The sequence below is a fragment of the Halomonas citrativorans genome, from assembly GCF_014898005.1.
Classification (GTDB): Bacteria; Pseudomonadota; Gammaproteobacteria; order Pseudomonadales; family Halomonadaceae; genus Vreelandella; species Vreelandella citrativorans.
In genome coordinates this window covers 1-16,847 of record NZ_JABUYX010000031.1, presented here as the reverse complement: position 1 = coordinate 16,847, position 16,847 = coordinate 1, and the positions used below count along the sequence as shown (strand labels likewise).

Below are 16,847 nucleotides of genomic sequence, written 5' to 3'. Positions count from 1 at the left end.
ACAATCAATATACGCTTATTATTTAACCATTAGCGCTTCAATGTCAGCCATGCCTTTAGGTACTCCCGCCGTCAGGTTTTCATACCCTTCGTCGGTCACTACGACGTTATCCTCAATCCTGATACCGATTCCACGATACGCAGGCGGAACATCCTCTGCGTCGGGAATGTAGAGTCCTGGCTCAATGGTTAACACCATACCCGCAACTAAAGGTCGTGGCGTTTTTTCATCCAGCCGGTAGCTACCAACATCGTGGACATCCAGCCCCAACCAGTGGGACGTAGAGTGCAGGTAAAAACGCCGGTAGCTTTCGTCATCAATTCGGGCTTGAACATCGCCTTCAAGTAACCCCAACGCAATCAACCCAGCCGTTAAATCCTTAACGACGTTCTGGTGAACATCAACGAGCGTCGCCCCGGGTTTTATAGCGGCGACTGCGCGCTCCTGGGCGCTCAGTACGACTTGATAAAGGGCCCGCTGAGCCTCGGTAAACCGGCCATTTACCGGAAAGGTACGGGTGATATCTCCGGCATAAAGCCCAAACTCGGCCCCGGCATCAATTAACACCAGGCTATCGTTGGTTAGCGCTGCACGATTCTCGATATAGTGTAATACGCATGCGTTCGCACCGCCGCCCACAATCGTACTGTAAGCAGGCCCGCTGCCGCCCTGCCAGACAAACTCATGCTCAAGCTCGGCCTGCAGCTGATACTCGTAAAGCCCTGGGCGCGATGCCTGCATGGCACGTACATGGGCCTTCGCTGAAATCGCTGCGGCATGGCGCAGCAGGGCAATCTCGGCCTCGCTTTTTATTAGCCGCATCGCATGAATCAGCGCGCTGACATCCAGCCAGCCTTTGAGCGGGGCCCGCCCACGGCGCAGCCCCGCTAGGGCGAAGGAGAAAGCCTCTTCGGCAATACCCAGCGCATCGGGATTATCCAGGGGCACGTAAAGCAGTTCGCGGCCCTCCAGCAGCACTGGCAGCTGTGCCTCGCGGTCAGCATTTTCAAACGCCTGGTCGATGCCATGCTCCGCTTCAACGCCCCGGGCGCCCAAACGGCGGCCTATCCAGGCTTCCATCGTTGGGTCGCGGTCCTGGCAAAACACAATGCTCTGCCCGGCGTCATGACCGGGAAGCAACACCAGCAGCGCATCAGGCTCAGTGATTCCGGTCAGATAGTAAAAATCACTGTTTTGACGAAACGTGTACTCACTGTCGTGTGAACGGGTAACCAGCGAAGCACCAGGCAGCACGACAGCGGCGTTTGCGGGCAACTGCGCAATCAAGGCGTCACGGCGAGCGCGATACTCTTCGTTGCCAATCGCAGGCGGCCGGGGAAGTAACTCAGGCAACATACAAACTCCGAAGAATTAGTGAACGGGCGCGTCGGCTTGCTCAACCTGGGGCTTGCCCGGGTGCTGCTCGGTATACAGCAGCATGGCTGCCATCCGCACATGCTCCGTCAGAGCAAACAGGTCATTCTCATTTTCAGGGCTGTCGTCAATATCTGTTTCGATGTGGCCAATGCCTGCCAAATCGTCAATCGCCTCACTCAGCGTTTGTGACCAGCGCTCGCGAAGCTCGCCATCCACCACTTCCTCGACGACTTCCATAAAGCCCAGCGTCCACTCTTTTAGCCCCTGGGCTTGCTCGCCCAGCGAGAACAGCTCATCGGGGAGTAGCGGCGCATAGTTCAAGTCGCTGGCGCTGAGCGCCTCCAGCGTTTGGCGCCGCCAACCCAGCAGGCGTTCTGCACTGGGCTGGTCACGCGGTTGCTCAACGCCCAGGCTTATGCAGACCTCTTCAAGCCATGCCTCGGCACTTACATCGCGCAGCGCTAAAAGGGCGCTTAAACGTCCGTCTAAAAAGGCCGGTGACTGCATACTTCCATGCAGCAAAAAAACATCGGCTACGTCAGAAAAGTCTTGGCGCTCATCAATCAATGACATAGTAATAACTCGCTGTGTAATAATGATTCATACGTTAATGCGCCCTGGACACTTGCGCGTTGACCCCGTACAAGCGCCTCTCTTATAGTGAGCGACGACTGTTTTCCTATGCCATGATGTTAACGCATTGGGCCCCTCGCTGGCCCGCGCTGGAGCTTTAAATGAGTAACGCCAAGCGGCCAACGAAAGAAATTACCCTTCTCGGGCGCAGCTATGTCATTGCCTGCGATACCGGGGAAGAAGCCAAGCTTGATCGCGCCGCTCGCTACCTGGATCGCGCCATGAACGGTATCCAAGCGCAAAGCGGCACCCTGGGCAGTGAGCGTGTCACGTTGATCGCGGCGCTTAATATCACTCATGAACTGCTTGAAGCGTTGGATGAGCACCGGGCAAGCGAAGCCAACTTGAACAAGCTAAATGACCGTCTTGAGCGGGCGTTGGAAAAAACCCGCCAGCCTTAGGCAACCTTTCACTCAATACTTTGGCATGGCCGCTGGCTCTGTTAGAATAGCGGGGTTCTCTGGGGTGTACGCCAGTCGTTATAGTCCCTCGAGCCTATGCGCAGTACCCAGGGGGCCAATTGCTAGCCAGACCCGTGTGCATGTCCGTGCGTCGGAAAGCCTGACGGTTTGGCTGCGGCCACCCACTCTGAACCAGTAGGTTCAGGGCCAGAATGACAGCGGCACTCTGGGGAACTCTTATTTATGGAAAGCCTGCATCATCCTGAGGCCAAGCGCACCCTGCGCCTTGCGTTACGCCGACAACGCCTCGCCCTTTCAAAACATGAGCAGCGCCAAGCCGCTCTACGCCTTTGCCAACAGCTCAAACGGTTGCCTGAAATTCAGCGCGCCAAGCGCATCAGCCTCTATTTACCGGTTAACGGTGAAATCGACCCTACGCTTTTACTACCCTGGCTCCGCCAGCGTAATGTCGACGTTTATCTCCCGGTTCTGCGCCCGCTAAGCGATAACTCACTGTGGTTCGTTAACTACCACGCGACGACGCCCATGGTAAAAAACCGCTTTGGGGTTCTTGAACCGGATACCCAGTTTGGCGCTCACCGCCACAATCGGTTGCCCGCTTGGGCGCTGGATACGCTCATTGTGCCGCTGGTAGGGTTTGATGCCGAGGCAAACCGCATGGGAATGGGGGGCGGCTTCTACGACCGCAGTCTTGCGTTTATGCGCAGGCAAGGCCCGGCGCCTGCCTTAATTGGCGTTGCCCACGCCTGTCAGCGTGTCGAATCGCTCCCAGTTGAACCCTGGGATGTGCCGCTAACCGCCGTGGTTAGCGACGAGAGTATCGTGCGTGCTGGCAAAAAAAAGAGCTGACTCTCTTAAAGTCAGCTCACACTACCTTTTGGCAAATGGCTGCGATGCCTTAAGCGTTACGTTTAACTTCCCGATAACGCCTGTGCATAGCCAGTGGCGAGTACGCCTAACAAGAACACTACTGTTAATGCCATTACCATATCAGGCTTTTTCCGCCGCATGCCGATTCTCCAACGCCTTTCGCCAATGCATTAATGCATCACCCACCTGCGTTTTAGAAAGGGCGACGCACCACATAAATATCGTTGACGACTATAGGGCCATAAGGGCATCAATGACAACGACAAAACAGGCTGTTTTTTTGCTTATTTAGACGTTTTGATAACTCATGAGCCCTTATTGGCCCTGAATTTTGCAGTTAGCGAGCACTTACCCACCTATCAAAACACCCTAGGCCATGAACAGCTGGTAAGCCGGGTTGTCGCTTTCACGCCAGTAACGATAGCCAATCGCATCCAGATAATCTGCCACATGAGTTTGGTCACTGCCGGGAACCTGCATACCCACCAGGACGCGACCATAAGCCGCACCGTGATTACGATAATGGAACAGTGAAATATTCCAATCATGGGGCAGTTGAGTCAGGAAATTCATCAGTGCCCCCGGGCGTTCAGGGAACTCGAAACGGTACACTTCTTCTTCAAAGCGCTCGCTGGGCCGGCCACCGCTTAGATGGCGAATATGCAGCTTGGCCAGTTCGTTATCGGTTAAATCTTCCACCTGATAACCACCATCACGCAGCTTGGCGATCACGGCCTGACGATCTTCGCCGCCCGGCTTTACTTGAATCCCTACAAAAATATGCGCGTCGCTTTCGTCCGCATAGCGGTAGCTGAATTCGGTCACCATGCGCTTACCCAGCGCCCGGCAAAACTTTTTAAAGCTGCCGGGTTTTTCATCAATGGTCACCGCTAAAATAGCTTCGCGCTGTTCGCCAAGCTCGGTACGCTCGGCAATATGCTGTAGTCGATCAAAGTTGGTATTAGCGCCGGAGTTAATACATAACAGCGTTTCTCCCTCAGCGCCGGTTTGCTGTACATATTTTTTCAAGCCGGCAAGCGACAGCGCTCCAGAGGTTTCAGCAACGGCACGGGTATCGTCAAAGATATCCTTGACGGCGGCACACATCTCATCGGTATTCACCGTAATGACATCATCAACCAGGTCCTTCACCAGCGAGAACGGTGCCTCGCCAATTTGAGCAACCGCGACACCTTCGGCAAATACACCGACCTGGTCGAGCACGACGCGCTCGCCCGCCGCCAAAGCGGCTTTTAGACAGGCGCTGTCTTCCGCCTCTACACCGATAATCTTGATATCAGGGCGCAAGTACTTCACGTACGCCGCCACGCCTGCAATCAATCCGCCGCCGCCGACAGGCACAAAAATAGCGTCCAGACGCCCGCTGTGCTGACGCAGAATCTCGACACCTATCGTGCCCTGGCCTGCAATCACATCAATGTCATCAAATGGCGGAATATAGGTGTAGCCGTGCTCTTTGATCAACTCGTGAGCATGCTCGGCAGCAGCGGCAAACGCATCGCCTTTCAGCACGACTTTTGCCCCTCGAGCACGTACCGCCTGGACCTTGATTTCCGGCGTAATACGCGGCATCACAATCACCGCTTTCACGCCCATCAGTTTTGCCGCCATGGCAAGACCTTGTGCATGATTACCCGCAGACGCCGCAATGACGCCTTTTTCCTTTTGCGCCTCGGTGAGCTGAGCCATTTTGTTATAGGCGCCACGAATCTTGAACGAGAACACCGGCTGTAGGTCCTCACGCTTAATCAAAATCTGGTTGTTAAAGCGACGCGACAAAAAGGGAGCGGGGGAGATCGGGGTCTCGCAAGCGGCTTCGTAAACGTTGGCCTGGAGAATCTTTTTGACGGTAGCTTCAAGCATGCAGGTATCCAATGGAAAATCGTGAGTGAGAGTACGCGTTACGGTGAGGGGTTAAAACACTAACAAAGCCTGTATTGGTAGCAGATTACGCCTACTGACGTCTACTGTGTTTCCATCGGCAGCCAGCGCTTTGGTCGGTATACTAACGCAATAACCCTCCTCCTCTGACCTGGAAAAACACATGACTCAAGATGCACTCAAAGCCGCCGTCGCAGATGCGGCAATTAAAGAGATTGAATCAGGATTGGAAAAGGACACCGTACTGGGCATTGGCACTGGCTCAACGGCTAATTTGTTCATTGATCGATTAGGGCCGTTTCGCGACCGTTTTAAAGGCGCGGTGGCAAGCTCAGAAGCCAGTGCCAAGCGTTTGGAAGGCCTGGGCATTGAAGTGTTTGAACTCAACAGCGTAGGCACCGTCCCCTTCTACATCGACGGCGCCGACGAAGTAAATGCTCACTTACACATGATTAAAGGAGGCGGCGCCGCACTTACTCGTGAGAAAATCGTGGCGGCCTGTGCCGAGCGTTTTATCTGCATCGCCGATGGTTCAAAGTACGTGGCAACGTTGGGCGATTTCCCTTTGCCGGTGGAAGTCATTCCCATGGCACGCTCTTACGTGGCCCGTGAGCTGGTAAAGCTGGGTGTCGACCCGGTCTACCGTCAGGGCGTCGTCACGGATAACGGCAATCATATTATCGACTGTTTTGATTTTATGATTGAAGACCCGGTTGCCATGGAAGCGCGCATTAACGCCATTGTCGGCGTTGTGACCAATGGCTTGTTTGCCGCGCGCGGGGCCGATGTATTGCTGCTGGGTAAAGCAGATGGTGTTGAGCGTATCGTGCGTTAAGGGCTTATCGTTCAGCGCTTGAGAGCGCTTCAAGGCCCTCCAGGGTGCGTGCAAGCGCACCCTGCTGCGCTTTGATAGCGGATTGGCCAGCCTGGCCTTCTTGAAGACAGCGCTTGGGGTCGACGAAGCGGCACTGCAAGGCATCGACCAGCGCATCGACATCCGCCACCAGAGTAAGTGCGCCAGCCGTTTCCAGCGGCTCGACCACATCAGCAAAGTTTTCGATAAAAGGACCGCTGAGCACGGGTTTGCCCAGCGCGGCGGGCTCGAGCACGTTGTGCCCGCCTAGCGGCACCAGGCTGCCGCCAACAAATGCCACCTGGCCTGCACCATAGAGAACAGCCAGCTCACCCAGCGTATCGCCTAGATACACTTGGGTAGCCGGGGTAACAGGCTCGCCCTGGCTGCGCCGACTTGTCTCCCATTTCTTTGCCTCACACAGTGCTGCGACCTCATCAAAGCGTTGAGGGTGGCGCGGTACAAGCACCAGCAGGGCGTCAGGAAATTGATGTAGCAATTGCCGGTGTGCTTCCAGCAGTAGCGCTTCTTCGCCATCACGGGTAGAACCGGCGACCCAGACAGGTCGCCCCTCCCACTCTAAAAGTAAGCGCTCACTTTCAACCAAACCCATTGGTGGCAGACCTACTTCAAACTTTAACGACCCTACCACAGCCGTTTTATCGGGCGCAGCGCCTAGCGCTTCAAACCGCTTGGCATCGTCAGCAGACTTGGCTGCCAGCCAATCGACATTGGCCAGTGTGCGGGCCATTAGCGGGGCAATTTTCTGATAGCGCTTGAACGCTCGAGGCGAGAGCCGTCCATTGACCACCGCAACCGGCGTGCCATGTTGCTGACAAGCGTGAAGCAGATTAGGCCAAAGCTCGGTTTCAAACATGATGGCAAGCTCAGGCGCTACGCGGTGCACAAACCGTTTGGCCGCACCGGGAAAATCCAGGGGTAGAAAGCAGTGCGCGAGTCGGGGGCGGTGATCAAGCTGCTGTTCAATCAATGCCTGCGCCTGCTGTGCGCCCGTAGCGGTCATGGTGGTTAACAGCAGGCTATGGCGAGGGTAGCGAACGAGCAGGCCCTCTATCAGCGGGCGGGCGGCACGGACCTCACCTACCGAGGCACAGTGCAACCAAATACGCGGCGGCGTAGGCAGCTTGCCAAGGCGCCTGCCCAGCCGCTGCCAACGTGAGTAAGTAGGTACTTGCTCACGCCAGATGCACCAGCCAATCAGTGGTGAAAGCGCATAGAGCGCCGCAGAATAGCCAAGACGCGGCCAGTTAATTCGCCCCATTATCCCTCGCGGTCCAAAATGGAGCTAATCATCGCCGAGGTGGATACGCCGTCCTCAAACCCGAGCACTTTAACGTCTCCTCCATTGGCTCGAACGGCGTCTCCACCGGCAATATCGTCTGGGTGGTAGTCACCGCCTTTTACCAGGATATCAGGCAGAACGGTTTCAATCAGCGCTTGCGGCGTATCGTTACTAAACGGCACAACCCAATCGACCGCGCCCAGGCCAGCCAGCACCTGCATGCGTCGATTAAGCGGATTGATCGGCCGCTTGGGCCCTTTAAGACGGCCAATGGAGGCATCGTCATTTACCGCCACAATCAGGCGATCACCGAGGCGTTTTGCCTGCTCCAGATAGGCCACATGCCCTGCATGCAGAATATCAAAGCAGCCATTGGTCATGACAACCCGTTCACCGCGTAGCTGTGCCGCACGCACAGCCTCAACGAGAGGCGCCGGCTCGATAACCCCAAACTCGGCGAGCCTATCGCCGTGTAACGCCGTATAAAGCTCAGCTATTGAGAGTGTCGCGGTACCTGGCTTGGCAACCACCAGACCCGCCCCCAGATTCGCCAGCATCATGGCTTCGGGCAAGGCATGGCCCGCGGCTAACGCGAGGCCCATTAAGCCAATGACCGTGTCACCAGCCCCGGTGACATCAAACACTTCCTGAGCGCGCGTAGGTAAATGAATAGGCGGCTGGCCTTCGCAGATCAACGTCATGCCTTTTTCGCTGCGGGTGACCAGCAGGGCTTCCAGCTCAAGCTCGGCGCGCAGCGCTTCGCCCCGCTTGGCAAGCTCAGCATCGCTTGCGCAGTGGCCTACCACGGCTTCAAATTCTGCAAGGTTAGGCGTGATCAAGCTCGCGCCGCGATACTTACTGAAGTCTTGCCCTTTGGGATCAATCAGAACGCGCTTGCCATGCGCACGCGCTTGGGCAATCAACCGCTCCACCTGGTTGAGCGTGCCTTTACCGTAGTCAGAAAGGATCACAACATCGCAGTCCGGCAACGCCTGTTCCACCTGGGCCAATAAATCGCCGATGTCGATGTTATCCAGGCGTTGTTCAAAATCCAGCCGCAGCAGCTGCTGGTTACGACTCATCACACGCAGCTTGGTAATCGTGGGCACGTCGGGGCTGCGCTGAAAGTGAGTATTTACATTGGCTGTATGCAGCCGAGTTTCCAATAACACCGCGTTGTCGTCATCCCCGACAACGCCTGCCAGGGCTGCATGGCCGCCTAAAGAGGCCACATTCAGCGCCACGTTGGCCGCGCCACCGGGGCGGTCGTCGGCCTCTTCAACACGCACGACCGGTACCGGGGCTTCAGGAGAAATGCGCGACGTGCCACCGTGCCAGTAGCGGTCGAGCATGACATCGCCGACGATCAGTATGTGGGCATGTTCTAACGCGGTTAAATCAACTTTCATGAGTAGATCCTGCAACTGTGTCTGACGCTGTATGCGCGAGGAGCGTATCCAGCTGGGCAATAACGGTCTCGGTTTTAATGAGCTGCATCGCATCCTGATGGCGCACCCGCTGGCCCCAAGAGACCTCGCCCACCGGCTTATGTAGGTAGGCATGCACGGCATCCGGATACGCATTGACGGCGAAATCACGCCAGCAATAGGGCGCCGCCCGCTGCGGATTCGTGGTGGCGTACAGCCCCAGAGTCGGCGTTCCCATCGCATTGGCCATGTGGACGGGGCCGGTATCCGGCGCGATCACCGCACGCGCCTGGCCAATCAGAGCCAACACGCCTTTCAATGACGTGCCACCTATCGCATTAATCACGCTACCCGGCTGGCACAAGGCTTCAATCTGCTCGCCTATTTCGCGCTCAAGCGTACTGCTTCCCCCGGTCAGCACACTTTTTAGACCATGGTGTCGCCAAGCGTGTTCGATAACGCTGGCGTAACCTTCCACCGACCAATTGCGAAAATTGCGCAAGCGGGCATTACTGCATGGGTTGATGACAAGATAAGGCGATTCTCCACTGATAACCCGCGCCTCTTCATAGGCCATCGCGGGTACCGGCATGTTCCACTCCAGGTGGTCGTCCTTCACACCCAGAAGGCGAGCAAAATCCATAAAGGATTCCAGCACATGCGCCTTGGGATGCGGCGCCAGCTGATGCTGGGTAAACCAGTGCTGGGCATCCTTGGCGCGAGCCTTGTCATACCCTACGCGTACATTGGCTTTTAGGCCCAGAGAGAGCACGCTGGCGCGAATCGCCTGCTGCATATGCAGCAGTACATCAAAGCGTGTATCGGCAAGCTCGCGCCACAAGCGGCGCATTCCGGCAAGGCCGGTCGACTTGTCGTACACGACAAACTCGACCCCGGAAAGCCCCGCCAGTAGACTGTGCTCCCCCTTGCCGATAATCCAGGTAATGCGCGCTCGTGGCCACTGGCGCTGCAGTGCGCGTACCGTCGGCACGAGATTGCACACATCTCCCAAGGCGGAGAGGCGCAAAATAGCAATGTGGTTGGGTTCAGCAGGCAACGAGGGCTTCATGCGCTTAACGGCACTCCGGCAAAAAAATAGTCTGATGTTACATGATGCAGACAGTTTAAGTGACGCACCGGGATCACACCAACTATCACATCCTATCGGGCCGGCCCTGTTCACGGCCAACTACTGGCGCCAGCAAGGCCTGGTGGTGGGTGAAGCACCCGGCCGGGGCAGCAGCCTTTTTCTACAGGCAACGCCGACCCAGCAGTGGGTGCTGCGCCCCTATCGGCGCGGCGGCATGGTCGCCAGGTTAAGTGAAAAGCGCTATCTATGGACAGGTGCCGAGCATACCCGCGCCTTTCGAGAACTGCGCTTAACCGCCACGCTGTTTGAACAGGGCCTGCCCGTTCCAGCCCCGGTTGCCTGCTGCATCACCCGCTATGGCATCACTTATGAAGCGGCGCTATTAACGGTAAGAGTCCCCGGCGCTCAGGCGTTAGCCTCGCTACTTACTGAAAACAGCGCCGATAATGCGCTGCTTGCAAGGGTAGGCGCTATGATCAAACGCTTTCATGATGCAGGGCTTGATCATGTCGACCTTAACGCACGCAATATACTGGTCGATCCGGCAGGAGAACCGTGGTTGATTGATCTGGACCGCTGTCGCCTACGCCCACCAGGCAAATGGCAAGCTGCTAATCTGGCGCGCCTTTCCCGCTCAGTGGTGAAGTTTAACGCGCCTCACGCCATAACCCCTATCCGGCAAGGCTATGCTGAAAGGGCAATCACCGGCAGGGAAAGCTAAATATATCCGCCAAGCCTAATGACCTAAAGCATCTTCCTTACTAACGCCTTATTCTTATAAAATACTGATCATCGAATTATAATGAGCGCACGTAAGGAAAATAATCGATGCCAAGATGGAACAAAGTGCTTGGGCGCAGACTGCTTGAGCGCTGGTACGACTATACCCCCGACAGCTGGCAACCCGATACGGTGCGCAAGGCAGTCATTCTCTGCCCAAAATCGGTTGGCGACGGAATGGCTATTTACCCCATCATCAGGGCCTTACAGGCACGCCATGTTGATTGGCTTTGTGTCGTAGCATCGCATAGAAATGCCCCGGTCTTCGAAACACTGAAAAGCGAGGGTGCTGAAGTTCAAATTGTACCCAGAGACAGGGACTATAAAGCAGTCAAAACGCTTGCGAGGAACCTTCGAGCGCGCCATGGAAGTATTGATCTTTGCGTAGATGCAACGGGACACGCCACCTCTCCCGGCATCTATTTTGTGGGCAAACTGAAAGCCCGCATGAACCTCACTTATAGCGCTTACAACATGCAGGCGTTCGCTGACTTTGGGCAGCCGATCACGTATGACACATCGCTACCCACTCGCTGGTCTAAGCTGATTGAGAACGTCGGGTTAGGTAGTGTCGAAGGGCGCTTTGAGCTACCGATTCCTGTCAATATCGATCAGGAAGTCCATCAGTGGGCAAGCGAGCTTGGTCCCTATGTACTGTTTAACCTTGATGGCGGCGCTGATTATCGCTGTATTTCCATGGATAAAGCCAAGGCGCTTATGGATACTGTTCATAAAACCACAGGATTACCGCTGGTTATTCCCTATGCCCCCAGTGGTGAACAAAAAGCCGTGCAGTTAGCCAAACAGTTTCCATTTGTTCACACGTTTCCTGGCCCGTGCTCACTGTTGGTGTCAGCCGCTCTCGTCAAATATGCCGCCGTCGTTTTCTCACCCGACACCTCTATTGTGCATATCGCCAGCGCCTATAATCGCCCCACGGTGGGCGTGTATACGGTTATCGACAGCGCATGGCAACCCCAGGCAACGCCCCATGAAATCATCCATTCAACGGACCATGTTGAGCAGGGGGTGACATCCGAGCGGCTGGCTGACGCATTCAATCGGGTCTACCCTTCGTCTGCCGAGATCTTGTAATACTCAATCAAGCGCTTTACATGCCGCTTGTTACTGAAGTGCTGTTCAACGCGCGCACGGGCTGCCTTGCCCATGGCATGACGCGTTGTTTCATCACGCACCATGGCCTCCATCGCTTTGGCCCACGCGTTAATATCGTGCGGGCCCACGAGCACGCCAGAGGCTTCATCGACCAGTTCGGGTAGCGACCCCGTGTTGGAGCCAATAATCGGCAATGCGCACGCCATCGACTCAATAATGGTCAAACCAAACGCTTCATTTTCCGAGGGGATACATACCAAATCCAGCGCAGGCAAGATTTCGGGCAGGTCACTGCGGTGGCCTAGAAAGCTGATTCTTTTCTCAAGCGGCGTGCCCGCAATCATCGCTTGTAGCTCGCTATAGAAACGTTCTTCCCCCCCGGACGCGTCGTCAGTACCGCCTATCGACACAGCATAAAAGGGCAACGCAGGATCAAGTTCCAGCAGTGCTTTAACCCAGACATCCTGGCCTTTACCAGGCGTCACGCGCCCAGGCAATCCGATAATAACGGCCTCTTCAGGCAGTCCTAACTCTGCACGTTTGGTGCGAATAAAACGCTCATCATTGCAAGGGCGATACGTATTGATATCGACACCGTGAGGTAAGCAGACAACCCTTTCGCTGGGCAACGGGAGATTGCGAATATTACGAAGGTGAGTCGCCTGGCTAATCGACAGGACGCGCTCTACATTGGCATAAGCGAAGCGGTGGTAGAGGCTTTTTTTGGGACGCTGCCCGCCCATGTGGTCGGTGTAGAACACTCGAATACTCGGCATAACCAGTTTTAAAAGTGCGGTTAAACGCAGGTCACTCGACTTATGGCAGTGGATAACGCGAACGTTCTCTTCCATCAACCATCGGCGGATGCGTAATACGTGCTTTAGCGCTTGAGTACTGCTTTTGAATGCCAAGTAAGGTATCTGATGACGCTGCATATAAGTATTAATCCGCGTGCCCTCAAGGCAGATGCCGATGACGTCAATCTGGGCCGCTTTTAAATCCTCGGTTATACGGTCAACATAAAACTCCATCCCGCCGTTACCCTTCGACAGACAAAGTTGCACCACCTTATTTACCATCGCATCCCTCACTTCGCCACGCACTGTTAAACAAGCTCTTCATTCTCTTGTAGTATACAGGCTGCAATTAACGGGGCACCCAAAATGGCGCAGAAAGTGCTGGTCGTACGTAATGATAAAATTGGTGATTTCATGCTGGCCTGGCCAGCGCTGGCCTGCCTAAAAAGCGCATCACCTACGCCGCATATTACAGTGCTGGTACCGGCTTACACTGCACCGCTAGCCAACGCGTGCCCTTGGGTGGATGAGGTCATTACCGACCCTGGTAGCCATGCTGACAAACACGCCCAGAAAGCACTGCTTAAGCGCGTAAAATCCGCCCAGTTTGATGCACTGCTGACCCTGTTTTCAACGCCACGCATTGGCTGGCTAGGCTGGCGGGCAGGTATACCGTTTCGTGTTGCTCCTGCGACCAAGTGGGCTCAACTGTTTTACAACGTGCGCATTCGCCAGCGCCGCTCTCAATCGGCAAAGCCTGAATATCAGTACAACGTGGACCTGGCGTGCGAGCTGTTATCCAGGCTTTCGCTTAAGCTGCCTGCACTGCCCGAACCGCCCTTTTGGCCACTGCCCAGAACACAAATGCAGGGCCAAACGCTGACAGAGGATATGACAGCCGAAGTATCTATCGTTGTGCATCCAGGCAGCGGTGGCTCGGCGGTTAATCTTTCAATTGATCAGTACGCGGGGCTTATTGCTCAAATAGGCCAGCAGGTGAAAGAAGTGCCGCCTATTAATTGGTTGATCAGCGCCGGCCCCGGAGAAGAGGCACCTGCCCAAGCGTTAATCGACCGGCTTGCCAGCGCTGACGTCACGGCCAGGCATCTACCCGAGAGCAGCAACGTCGCTGAGTTTGCCCACCGGCTGGCCGAGGCCGACATGCTGATTGCGGGCTCAACCGGCCCGCTGCATATCGCTGGATGCTTGAACATCGCCACCGCAGGATTCTACCCGGCTAAACGCTCGGCCACCCCACTGCGCTGGCAAACGTGCAACAGCGCTGAAAAGCGGCTGGCCTTTAGCCCTCCAGCCACTGCTGACCAGCAGGACATGTCGGCGATTGATATTGATGCTGCCGCTCAGCAAATTTCAACGTTTCTCCTTTCAGCGTTTATGCGGGGGTGATGTCCGTGTGCGGATCCATAAGTCAGCGTATTTATTAAACGTAGAGTGCGCTGACAAAAGCGCTAGCAGGAAACCCTGCTTGCCATCCTTAAAGCCCGCTTTTAGCAGATACATCTTCACAAAGCAGGCAAGCCCATGTGTGAAACCGCTCGCCAGCGTGGCCGTTTTACCCTGAGCGGCCCGTTGCTCCGACCACGCCTGCGCATAGTGGGCAGATTTTTCCAGATAATGGCGCAGATCACGGTAGGTATAGTGCAGCAAATCGCCAGACAGGCGTTTGACCGTTAGACCATCGGGCACCACCAGTTTTTCATGTACCAGCGCTGCATTATAGGATGCTTGCCCTTTGGGATAGAGACGCGCGACCCAGTCCGGATACCAGCCTGAGTGGCGGATAAACCGCCCGAAACACCAGGAAAGCCGCCCGAGACTAAAAACGGCTGGCCCCCCCTGCACAGCCTCCTGAATGCTTTTTTGCAGCGCTGGCGTAATGCGCTCATCGGCATCCACCATCAATATCCACTCGTGGCTGGCCAGTGCCTCGGCGCGCTGGCGCTGTACGCCAAAGCCCTGCCAATCCGTATTAACGCTTACGTTATCCGTATACTCGCGCGCAATCGCGCAGGTTTCATCCTGGCTCCCCGCATCCAGCACGACAATTTCGTCGGCCCAGGTGAGCGTATCAAGACATTCGCGCAGATGGTGCGCTTCATTTTTAACAATCAACACAGCAGAAATTGGCAAGAGGATTTCTCAGCTTAAGAATTTTTCAGGGTAACAGCATCATAGCTTTCACAAATCGCATGTGAAAATTAGCATCTTTTTAATTAGCATCCTGCTGTTTTCTAAACGACCTCTTCGTGGTGCTTCTTTATTTTTTGAGAGTATCTCAAGCTGTTTTTTTGCGGAAATCCACTTAGCATAGACAGAAACATTCTGACGCCCATTTTCTTCTTAAACATTCTAAAAAACAGCTTAAAGAATAATGCTATTTTAAGTAGAACCCGACCGGTGCGGTTGTAGTGTTTATTTAGCAAGTGGTAATAGGAAATATAAAACTCTTGTTGCATTCGAAATCCTTGCTCTGTGCTACCACCCGCTTCATGAAATATCTGTGCTTCAGGAATAAAAAAAACTTTCCTATCAGATTCCCAAATTCTTTTGGCAATATCCTCTTCTTCACAGTAAAGAAAAAAGGCGGTATCAAAACCACCAATATCGCAAAAAGCATCTGCATTAAAAAACATGCAAGAGCCACTAACCACTTCAACCTGCGTGGGTTTATCTAACGTCACACGATTGCTTGGAAATTTAATCCTTGAAAATTTTCTTTGCACGCTGTTACCAAACAGCTGCTTTAAAAGATGGGGAAACTGTTTGTGCGAAGATGAATAATTGTTGTTGGCATCTACTATTTGAGCAGTTGCCAACGCCACCGCTGCGTTTGAATCCAGATACTCCTTTAATACGCCTGCCGTATTATTTAAAAGTTTGCAATCATTGTTAACAAAAAAGTAATACTGCCCACTCGCATGATTTACCCCTAGCATGTTGCCACTTGAGAACCCACTGTTGATGGAATTTCTAATTAATGTCACGTCATTTTTATCTTTCAGAAACTCTTTCAGACGTAAAAAATCTTTATCTTCAGAGGCATTATCAACAACAATAATTTCGTAAGATACGCTATCAGTATTCGACAAAATGCTATTAATTAACTCAGCTGTATATTGTGAAGAATTATAATTTATCGTAATAAATGACACTTCTATTTTTTTCATAAGGAACCACTGTGGTTGAGTTCAATTAAAAGAACACTTCATTACAATAAATGACGAATGCTTCTGATAGCGGTTGCAGATAGCTGTATATAGTCAACTGTTTAAATTCTACCGTAAGCCGCCATACTATTAAACATCGCTGCCAACCCGCCCTGGATCGATAAAGACCAACAGCTCTCTCATATAACCACAGTAGGCTGCCTCAACGTGCTGCCGCATAGCAAGTCAAACTTCGGCTAAAATCCCTGCCGACCAAAGGCATAAGACGGCAGATAGTTTTTCGGCGGCGCTTTAGCCTGGATTTCTCATAGTACCTCAGCCAGTACCGCACTCAGGCTGTAACACCGCTAAACACCTACTGGCTCGACTTACATCGGCTACTTTTTAACCACTTTCCGGCGTTCAGACACACTTCCCCCTTTCCCCCATTGCTTCGGGCCGGGGGCGCCCGAGCAGTCAGTTAGGAACCAACCGCCTGACGAGATCGGATAGCGCCGTTTTATAGGGGTAGCTGTCACTCATGAGTACTCGGATTCGACGCGTATTGCGGATGATGACCGCGCCTACTTTGATGAGCTTGAGCCTCAGGTTGCTCGGACTCATGCGCGCGAAGGGCGTGTGCTTCAGATAAGTCCGTAACCGCTCGAACAGCGTATAAGCGAAGCCCGACAAGATCAGCCGCCACTGATTGGCCCACCAGTGCGTGCTGGAGGTCCGGTCAGCAAACAGGCTCAGTTGTTGATCCTTGATCCGGTTCTCCATGTCACCCCGGGCACAGTACTGCTCGTAGTAAAGCTTGAAGCCATCATCGTAACGGGAACTGATGATAAACCGGGGATTAGAGCCTAACTCGCCTTCTTCCAGGCGGGCCACCACCCAGCGTGAGTATTTCCAGGAGTGGGCTTGATACTGGAAGCGAAACGTCTCTGCCACTTTCCCTCCCACCTGCCATTGGGTCTTGCGCACCAGCATCATGGGCACATCCACTTCCTTGAGCAGCCGGCTGTTCTTGGCGATTCCCACGATGTAGTCGACGTGATGCCGATCACACCAGTTCAGCATCCGGGGACGACAAAAGTGGCTATCACC

General features: G+C 54.2%; 16 protein-coding genes and 1 other RNA gene. 7 read left to right on the top strand and 10 right to left on the bottom strand.

Annotation, left to right across the window (positions count from 1 at the left end):
• Positions 1–18: 18 nt before the first annotated feature.
• Together pepP and INT20_RS16605 are read right to left on the bottom strand one after the other, a co-directional pair.
• Positions 19–1,356: a Xaa-Pro aminopeptidase gene (gene pepP, locus INT20_RS16610; protein WP_193057346.1), complete on the bottom strand. Its 1,338-nt coding sequence runs from the start codon at positions 1,354–1,356 to the stop codon at positions 19–21.
• 15 nt (positions 1,357–1,371) lie between these two features.
• Positions 1,372–1,950, bottom strand: coding sequence for a UPF0149 family protein (locus INT20_RS16605; RefSeq protein ID WP_087106933.1), 579 nt, complete (start codon positions 1,948–1,950; stop codon positions 1,372–1,374).
• Positions 1,951–2,111: 161 nt separating this feature from the next.
• Between INT20_RS16605 and INT20_RS16600 the strand changes: the two genes are divergently transcribed.
• The 3 genes from INT20_RS16600 to INT20_RS16590 all read left to right on the top strand — a co-directional run bounded on the left by INT20_RS16600 (position 2,112) and on the right by INT20_RS16590 (position 3,281).
• Entirely contained in the window at positions 2,112–2,411 is a 300-nt protein-coding gene (locus tag INT20_RS16600; RefSeq protein ID WP_172118924.1) for a cell division protein ZapA, read from the top strand.
• Between the two features lie 53 nt (positions 2,412–2,464).
• Positions 2,465–2,648: non-coding RNA, 6S RNA (gene ssrS / locus INT20_RS16595), on the top strand.
• A 6-nt stretch (positions 2,649–2,654) separates the two neighbouring features.
• Positions 2,655–3,281 (top strand): 5-formyltetrahydrofolate cyclo-ligase, encoded by a 627-nt coding sequence (locus INT20_RS16590; protein WP_193057345.1) that lies wholly within the window; start codon positions 2,655–2,657, stop codon positions 3,279–3,281.
• Positions 3,282–3,671: 390 nt separating this feature from the next.
• Here the strand turns inward: INT20_RS16590 and ilvA are convergent, their stop codons facing one another.
• Entirely contained in the window at positions 3,672–5,186 is a 1,515-nt protein-coding gene (gene ilvA, locus INT20_RS16585) for a threonine ammonia-lyase, biosynthetic (protein WP_172118926.1), read from the bottom strand.
• Positions 5,187–5,367: 181 nt separating this feature from the next.
• Between ilvA and rpiA the strand changes: the two genes are divergently transcribed.
• Entirely contained in the window at positions 5,368–6,039 is a 672-nt protein-coding gene (gene rpiA / locus INT20_RS16580; RefSeq protein WP_193057344.1) for a ribose-5-phosphate isomerase RpiA, read from the top strand.
• Between the two features lie 4 nt (positions 6,040–6,043).
• Here rpiA and waaA read toward each other — a convergent pair whose 3' ends face one another.
• The 3 genes from waaA to INT20_RS16565 are packed head-to-tail and all read right to left on the bottom strand — an operon-like array spanning position 6,044 to position 9,856.
• Positions 6,044–7,339, bottom strand: coding sequence for a lipid IV(A) 3-deoxy-D-manno-octulosonic acid transferase (gene waaA / locus INT20_RS16575; protein WP_193057343.1), 1,296 nt, complete (start codon positions 7,337–7,339; stop codon positions 6,044–6,046).
• Entirely contained in the window at positions 7,339–8,769 is a 1,431-nt protein-coding gene (gene hldE, locus INT20_RS16570) for a bifunctional D-glycero-beta-D-manno-heptose-7-phosphate kinase/D-glycero-beta-D-manno-heptose 1-phosphate adenylyltransferase HldE (RefSeq protein WP_193057342.1), read from the bottom strand. The genes waaA and hldE overlap by 1 nt, the downstream gene beginning before the upstream one ends.
• Positions 8,759–9,856, bottom strand: coding sequence for a glycosyltransferase family 9 protein (locus INT20_RS16565; RefSeq protein ID WP_193057341.1), 1,098 nt, complete (start codon positions 9,854–9,856; stop codon positions 8,759–8,761). Before INT20_RS16565 ends, hldE begins: the two co-directional genes overlap by 11 nt.
• Between INT20_RS16565 and INT20_RS16560 the strand changes: the two genes are divergently transcribed.
• Together INT20_RS16560 and INT20_RS16555 are read left to right on the top strand one after the other, a co-directional pair.
• Positions 9,855–10,598: a 3-deoxy-D-manno-octulosonic acid kinase gene (locus INT20_RS16560; RefSeq protein ID WP_087106949.1), complete on the top strand. Its 744-nt coding sequence runs from the start codon at positions 9,855–9,857 to the stop codon at positions 10,596–10,598. The two genes, INT20_RS16565 and INT20_RS16560, sit on opposite strands and share 2 nt — an antisense overlap.
• Before the next feature lie 107 nt (positions 10,599–10,705).
• Positions 10,706–11,752 (top strand): glycosyltransferase family 9 protein, encoded by a 1,047-nt coding sequence (locus INT20_RS16555; RefSeq protein WP_193057340.1) that lies wholly within the window; start codon positions 10,706–10,708, stop codon positions 11,750–11,752.
• Here INT20_RS16555 and INT20_RS16550 read toward each other — a convergent pair.
• The gene (locus tag INT20_RS16550; protein ID WP_193057339.1) at positions 11,725–12,852 is read right to left on the bottom strand and encodes a glycosyltransferase family 4 protein; all 1,128 of its coding nucleotides are present in this window, start codon (positions 12,850–12,852) and stop codon (positions 11,725–11,727) included. The two genes, INT20_RS16555 and INT20_RS16550, sit on opposite strands and share 28 nt — an antisense overlap.
• A gap of 84 nt (positions 12,853–12,936) precedes the next feature.
• Here INT20_RS16550 and INT20_RS16545 point away from each other — a divergent pair, with 84 nt between their 5' ends.
• The gene (locus INT20_RS16545; RefSeq protein WP_193057338.1) at positions 12,937–13,977 is read left to right on the top strand and encodes a glycosyltransferase family 9 protein; all 1,041 of its coding nucleotides are present in this window, start codon (positions 12,937–12,939) and stop codon (positions 13,975–13,977) included.
• Here INT20_RS16545 and INT20_RS16540 read toward each other — a convergent pair.
• The 3 genes from INT20_RS16540 to INT20_RS16530 form a co-directional block, all read right to left on the bottom strand.
• Positions 13,957–14,721 (bottom strand): glycosyltransferase family 2 protein, encoded by a 765-nt coding sequence (locus INT20_RS16540; protein WP_193057337.1) that lies wholly within the window; start codon positions 14,719–14,721, stop codon positions 13,957–13,959. The genes INT20_RS16545 and INT20_RS16540 overlap by 21 nt on opposite strands.
• A 101-nt stretch (positions 14,722–14,822) precedes the next feature.
• On the bottom strand, positions 14,823–15,758 hold the full coding sequence (locus INT20_RS16535) for a glycosyltransferase family 2 protein (RefSeq protein ID WP_193057336.1): 936 nt from the start codon (positions 15,756–15,758) through the stop codon (positions 14,823–14,825).
• A 456-nt stretch (positions 15,759–16,214) separates the two neighbouring features.
• A partial coding sequence (locus INT20_RS16530) for a transposase (protein ID WP_193057335.1) occupies positions 16,215–16,847 on the bottom strand: 633 nt, incomplete at its 5' end.

Bases quoted from the DNA above. Each gene is read 5' to 3' on its own strand.
- pepP (WP_193057346.1), bottom strand. From the start codon at position 1,356: ATGTTGCCTGAGTTACTTCCCCGGCCGCCTGCGATTGGCAACGAAGAG.
- INT20_RS16605 (WP_087106933.1), bottom strand. From the start codon at position 1,950: ATGTCATTGATTGATGAGCGCCAAGACTTTTCTGACGTAGCCGATGTT.
- INT20_RS16600 (WP_172118924.1), top strand. From the start codon at position 2,112: ATGAGTAACGCCAAGCGGCCAACGAAAGAAATTACCCTTCTCGGGCGC.
- INT20_RS16590 (WP_193057345.1), top strand. From the start codon at position 2,655: ATGGAAAGCCTGCATCATCCTGAGGCCAAGCGCACCCTGCGCCTTGCG.
- ilvA (WP_172118926.1), bottom strand. From the start codon at position 5,186: ATGCTTGAAGCTACCGTCAAAAAGATTCTCCAGGCCAACGTTTACGAA.
- rpiA (WP_193057344.1), top strand. From the start codon at position 5,368: ATGACTCAAGATGCACTCAAAGCCGCCGTCGCAGATGCGGCAATTAAA.
- waaA (WP_193057343.1), bottom strand. From the start codon at position 7,339: ATGGGGCGAATTAACTGGCCGCGTCTTGGCTATTCTGCGGCGCTCTAT.
- hldE (WP_193057342.1), bottom strand. From the start codon at position 8,769: ATGAAAGTTGATTTAACCGCGTTAGAACATGCCCACATACTGATCGTC.
- INT20_RS16560 (WP_087106949.1), top strand. From the start codon at position 9,855: ATGCGCTTAACGGCACTCCGGCAAAAAAATAGTCTGATGTTACATGAT.
- INT20_RS16565 (WP_193057341.1), bottom strand. From the start codon at position 9,856: ATGAAGCCCTCGTTGCCTGCTGAACCCAACCACATTGCTATTTTGCGC.
- INT20_RS16555 (WP_193057340.1), top strand. From the start codon at position 10,706: ATGCCAAGATGGAACAAAGTGCTTGGGCGCAGACTGCTTGAGCGCTGG.
- INT20_RS16550 (WP_193057339.1), bottom strand. From the start codon at position 12,852: ATGGTAAATAAGGTGGTGCAACTTTGTCTGTCGAAGGGTAACGGCGGG.
- INT20_RS16545 (WP_193057338.1), top strand. From the start codon at position 12,937: ATGGCGCAGAAAGTGCTGGTCGTACGTAATGATAAAATTGGTGATTTC.
- INT20_RS16535 (WP_193057336.1), bottom strand. From the start codon at position 15,758: ATGAAAAAAATAGAAGTGTCATTTATTACGATAAATTATAATTCTTCA.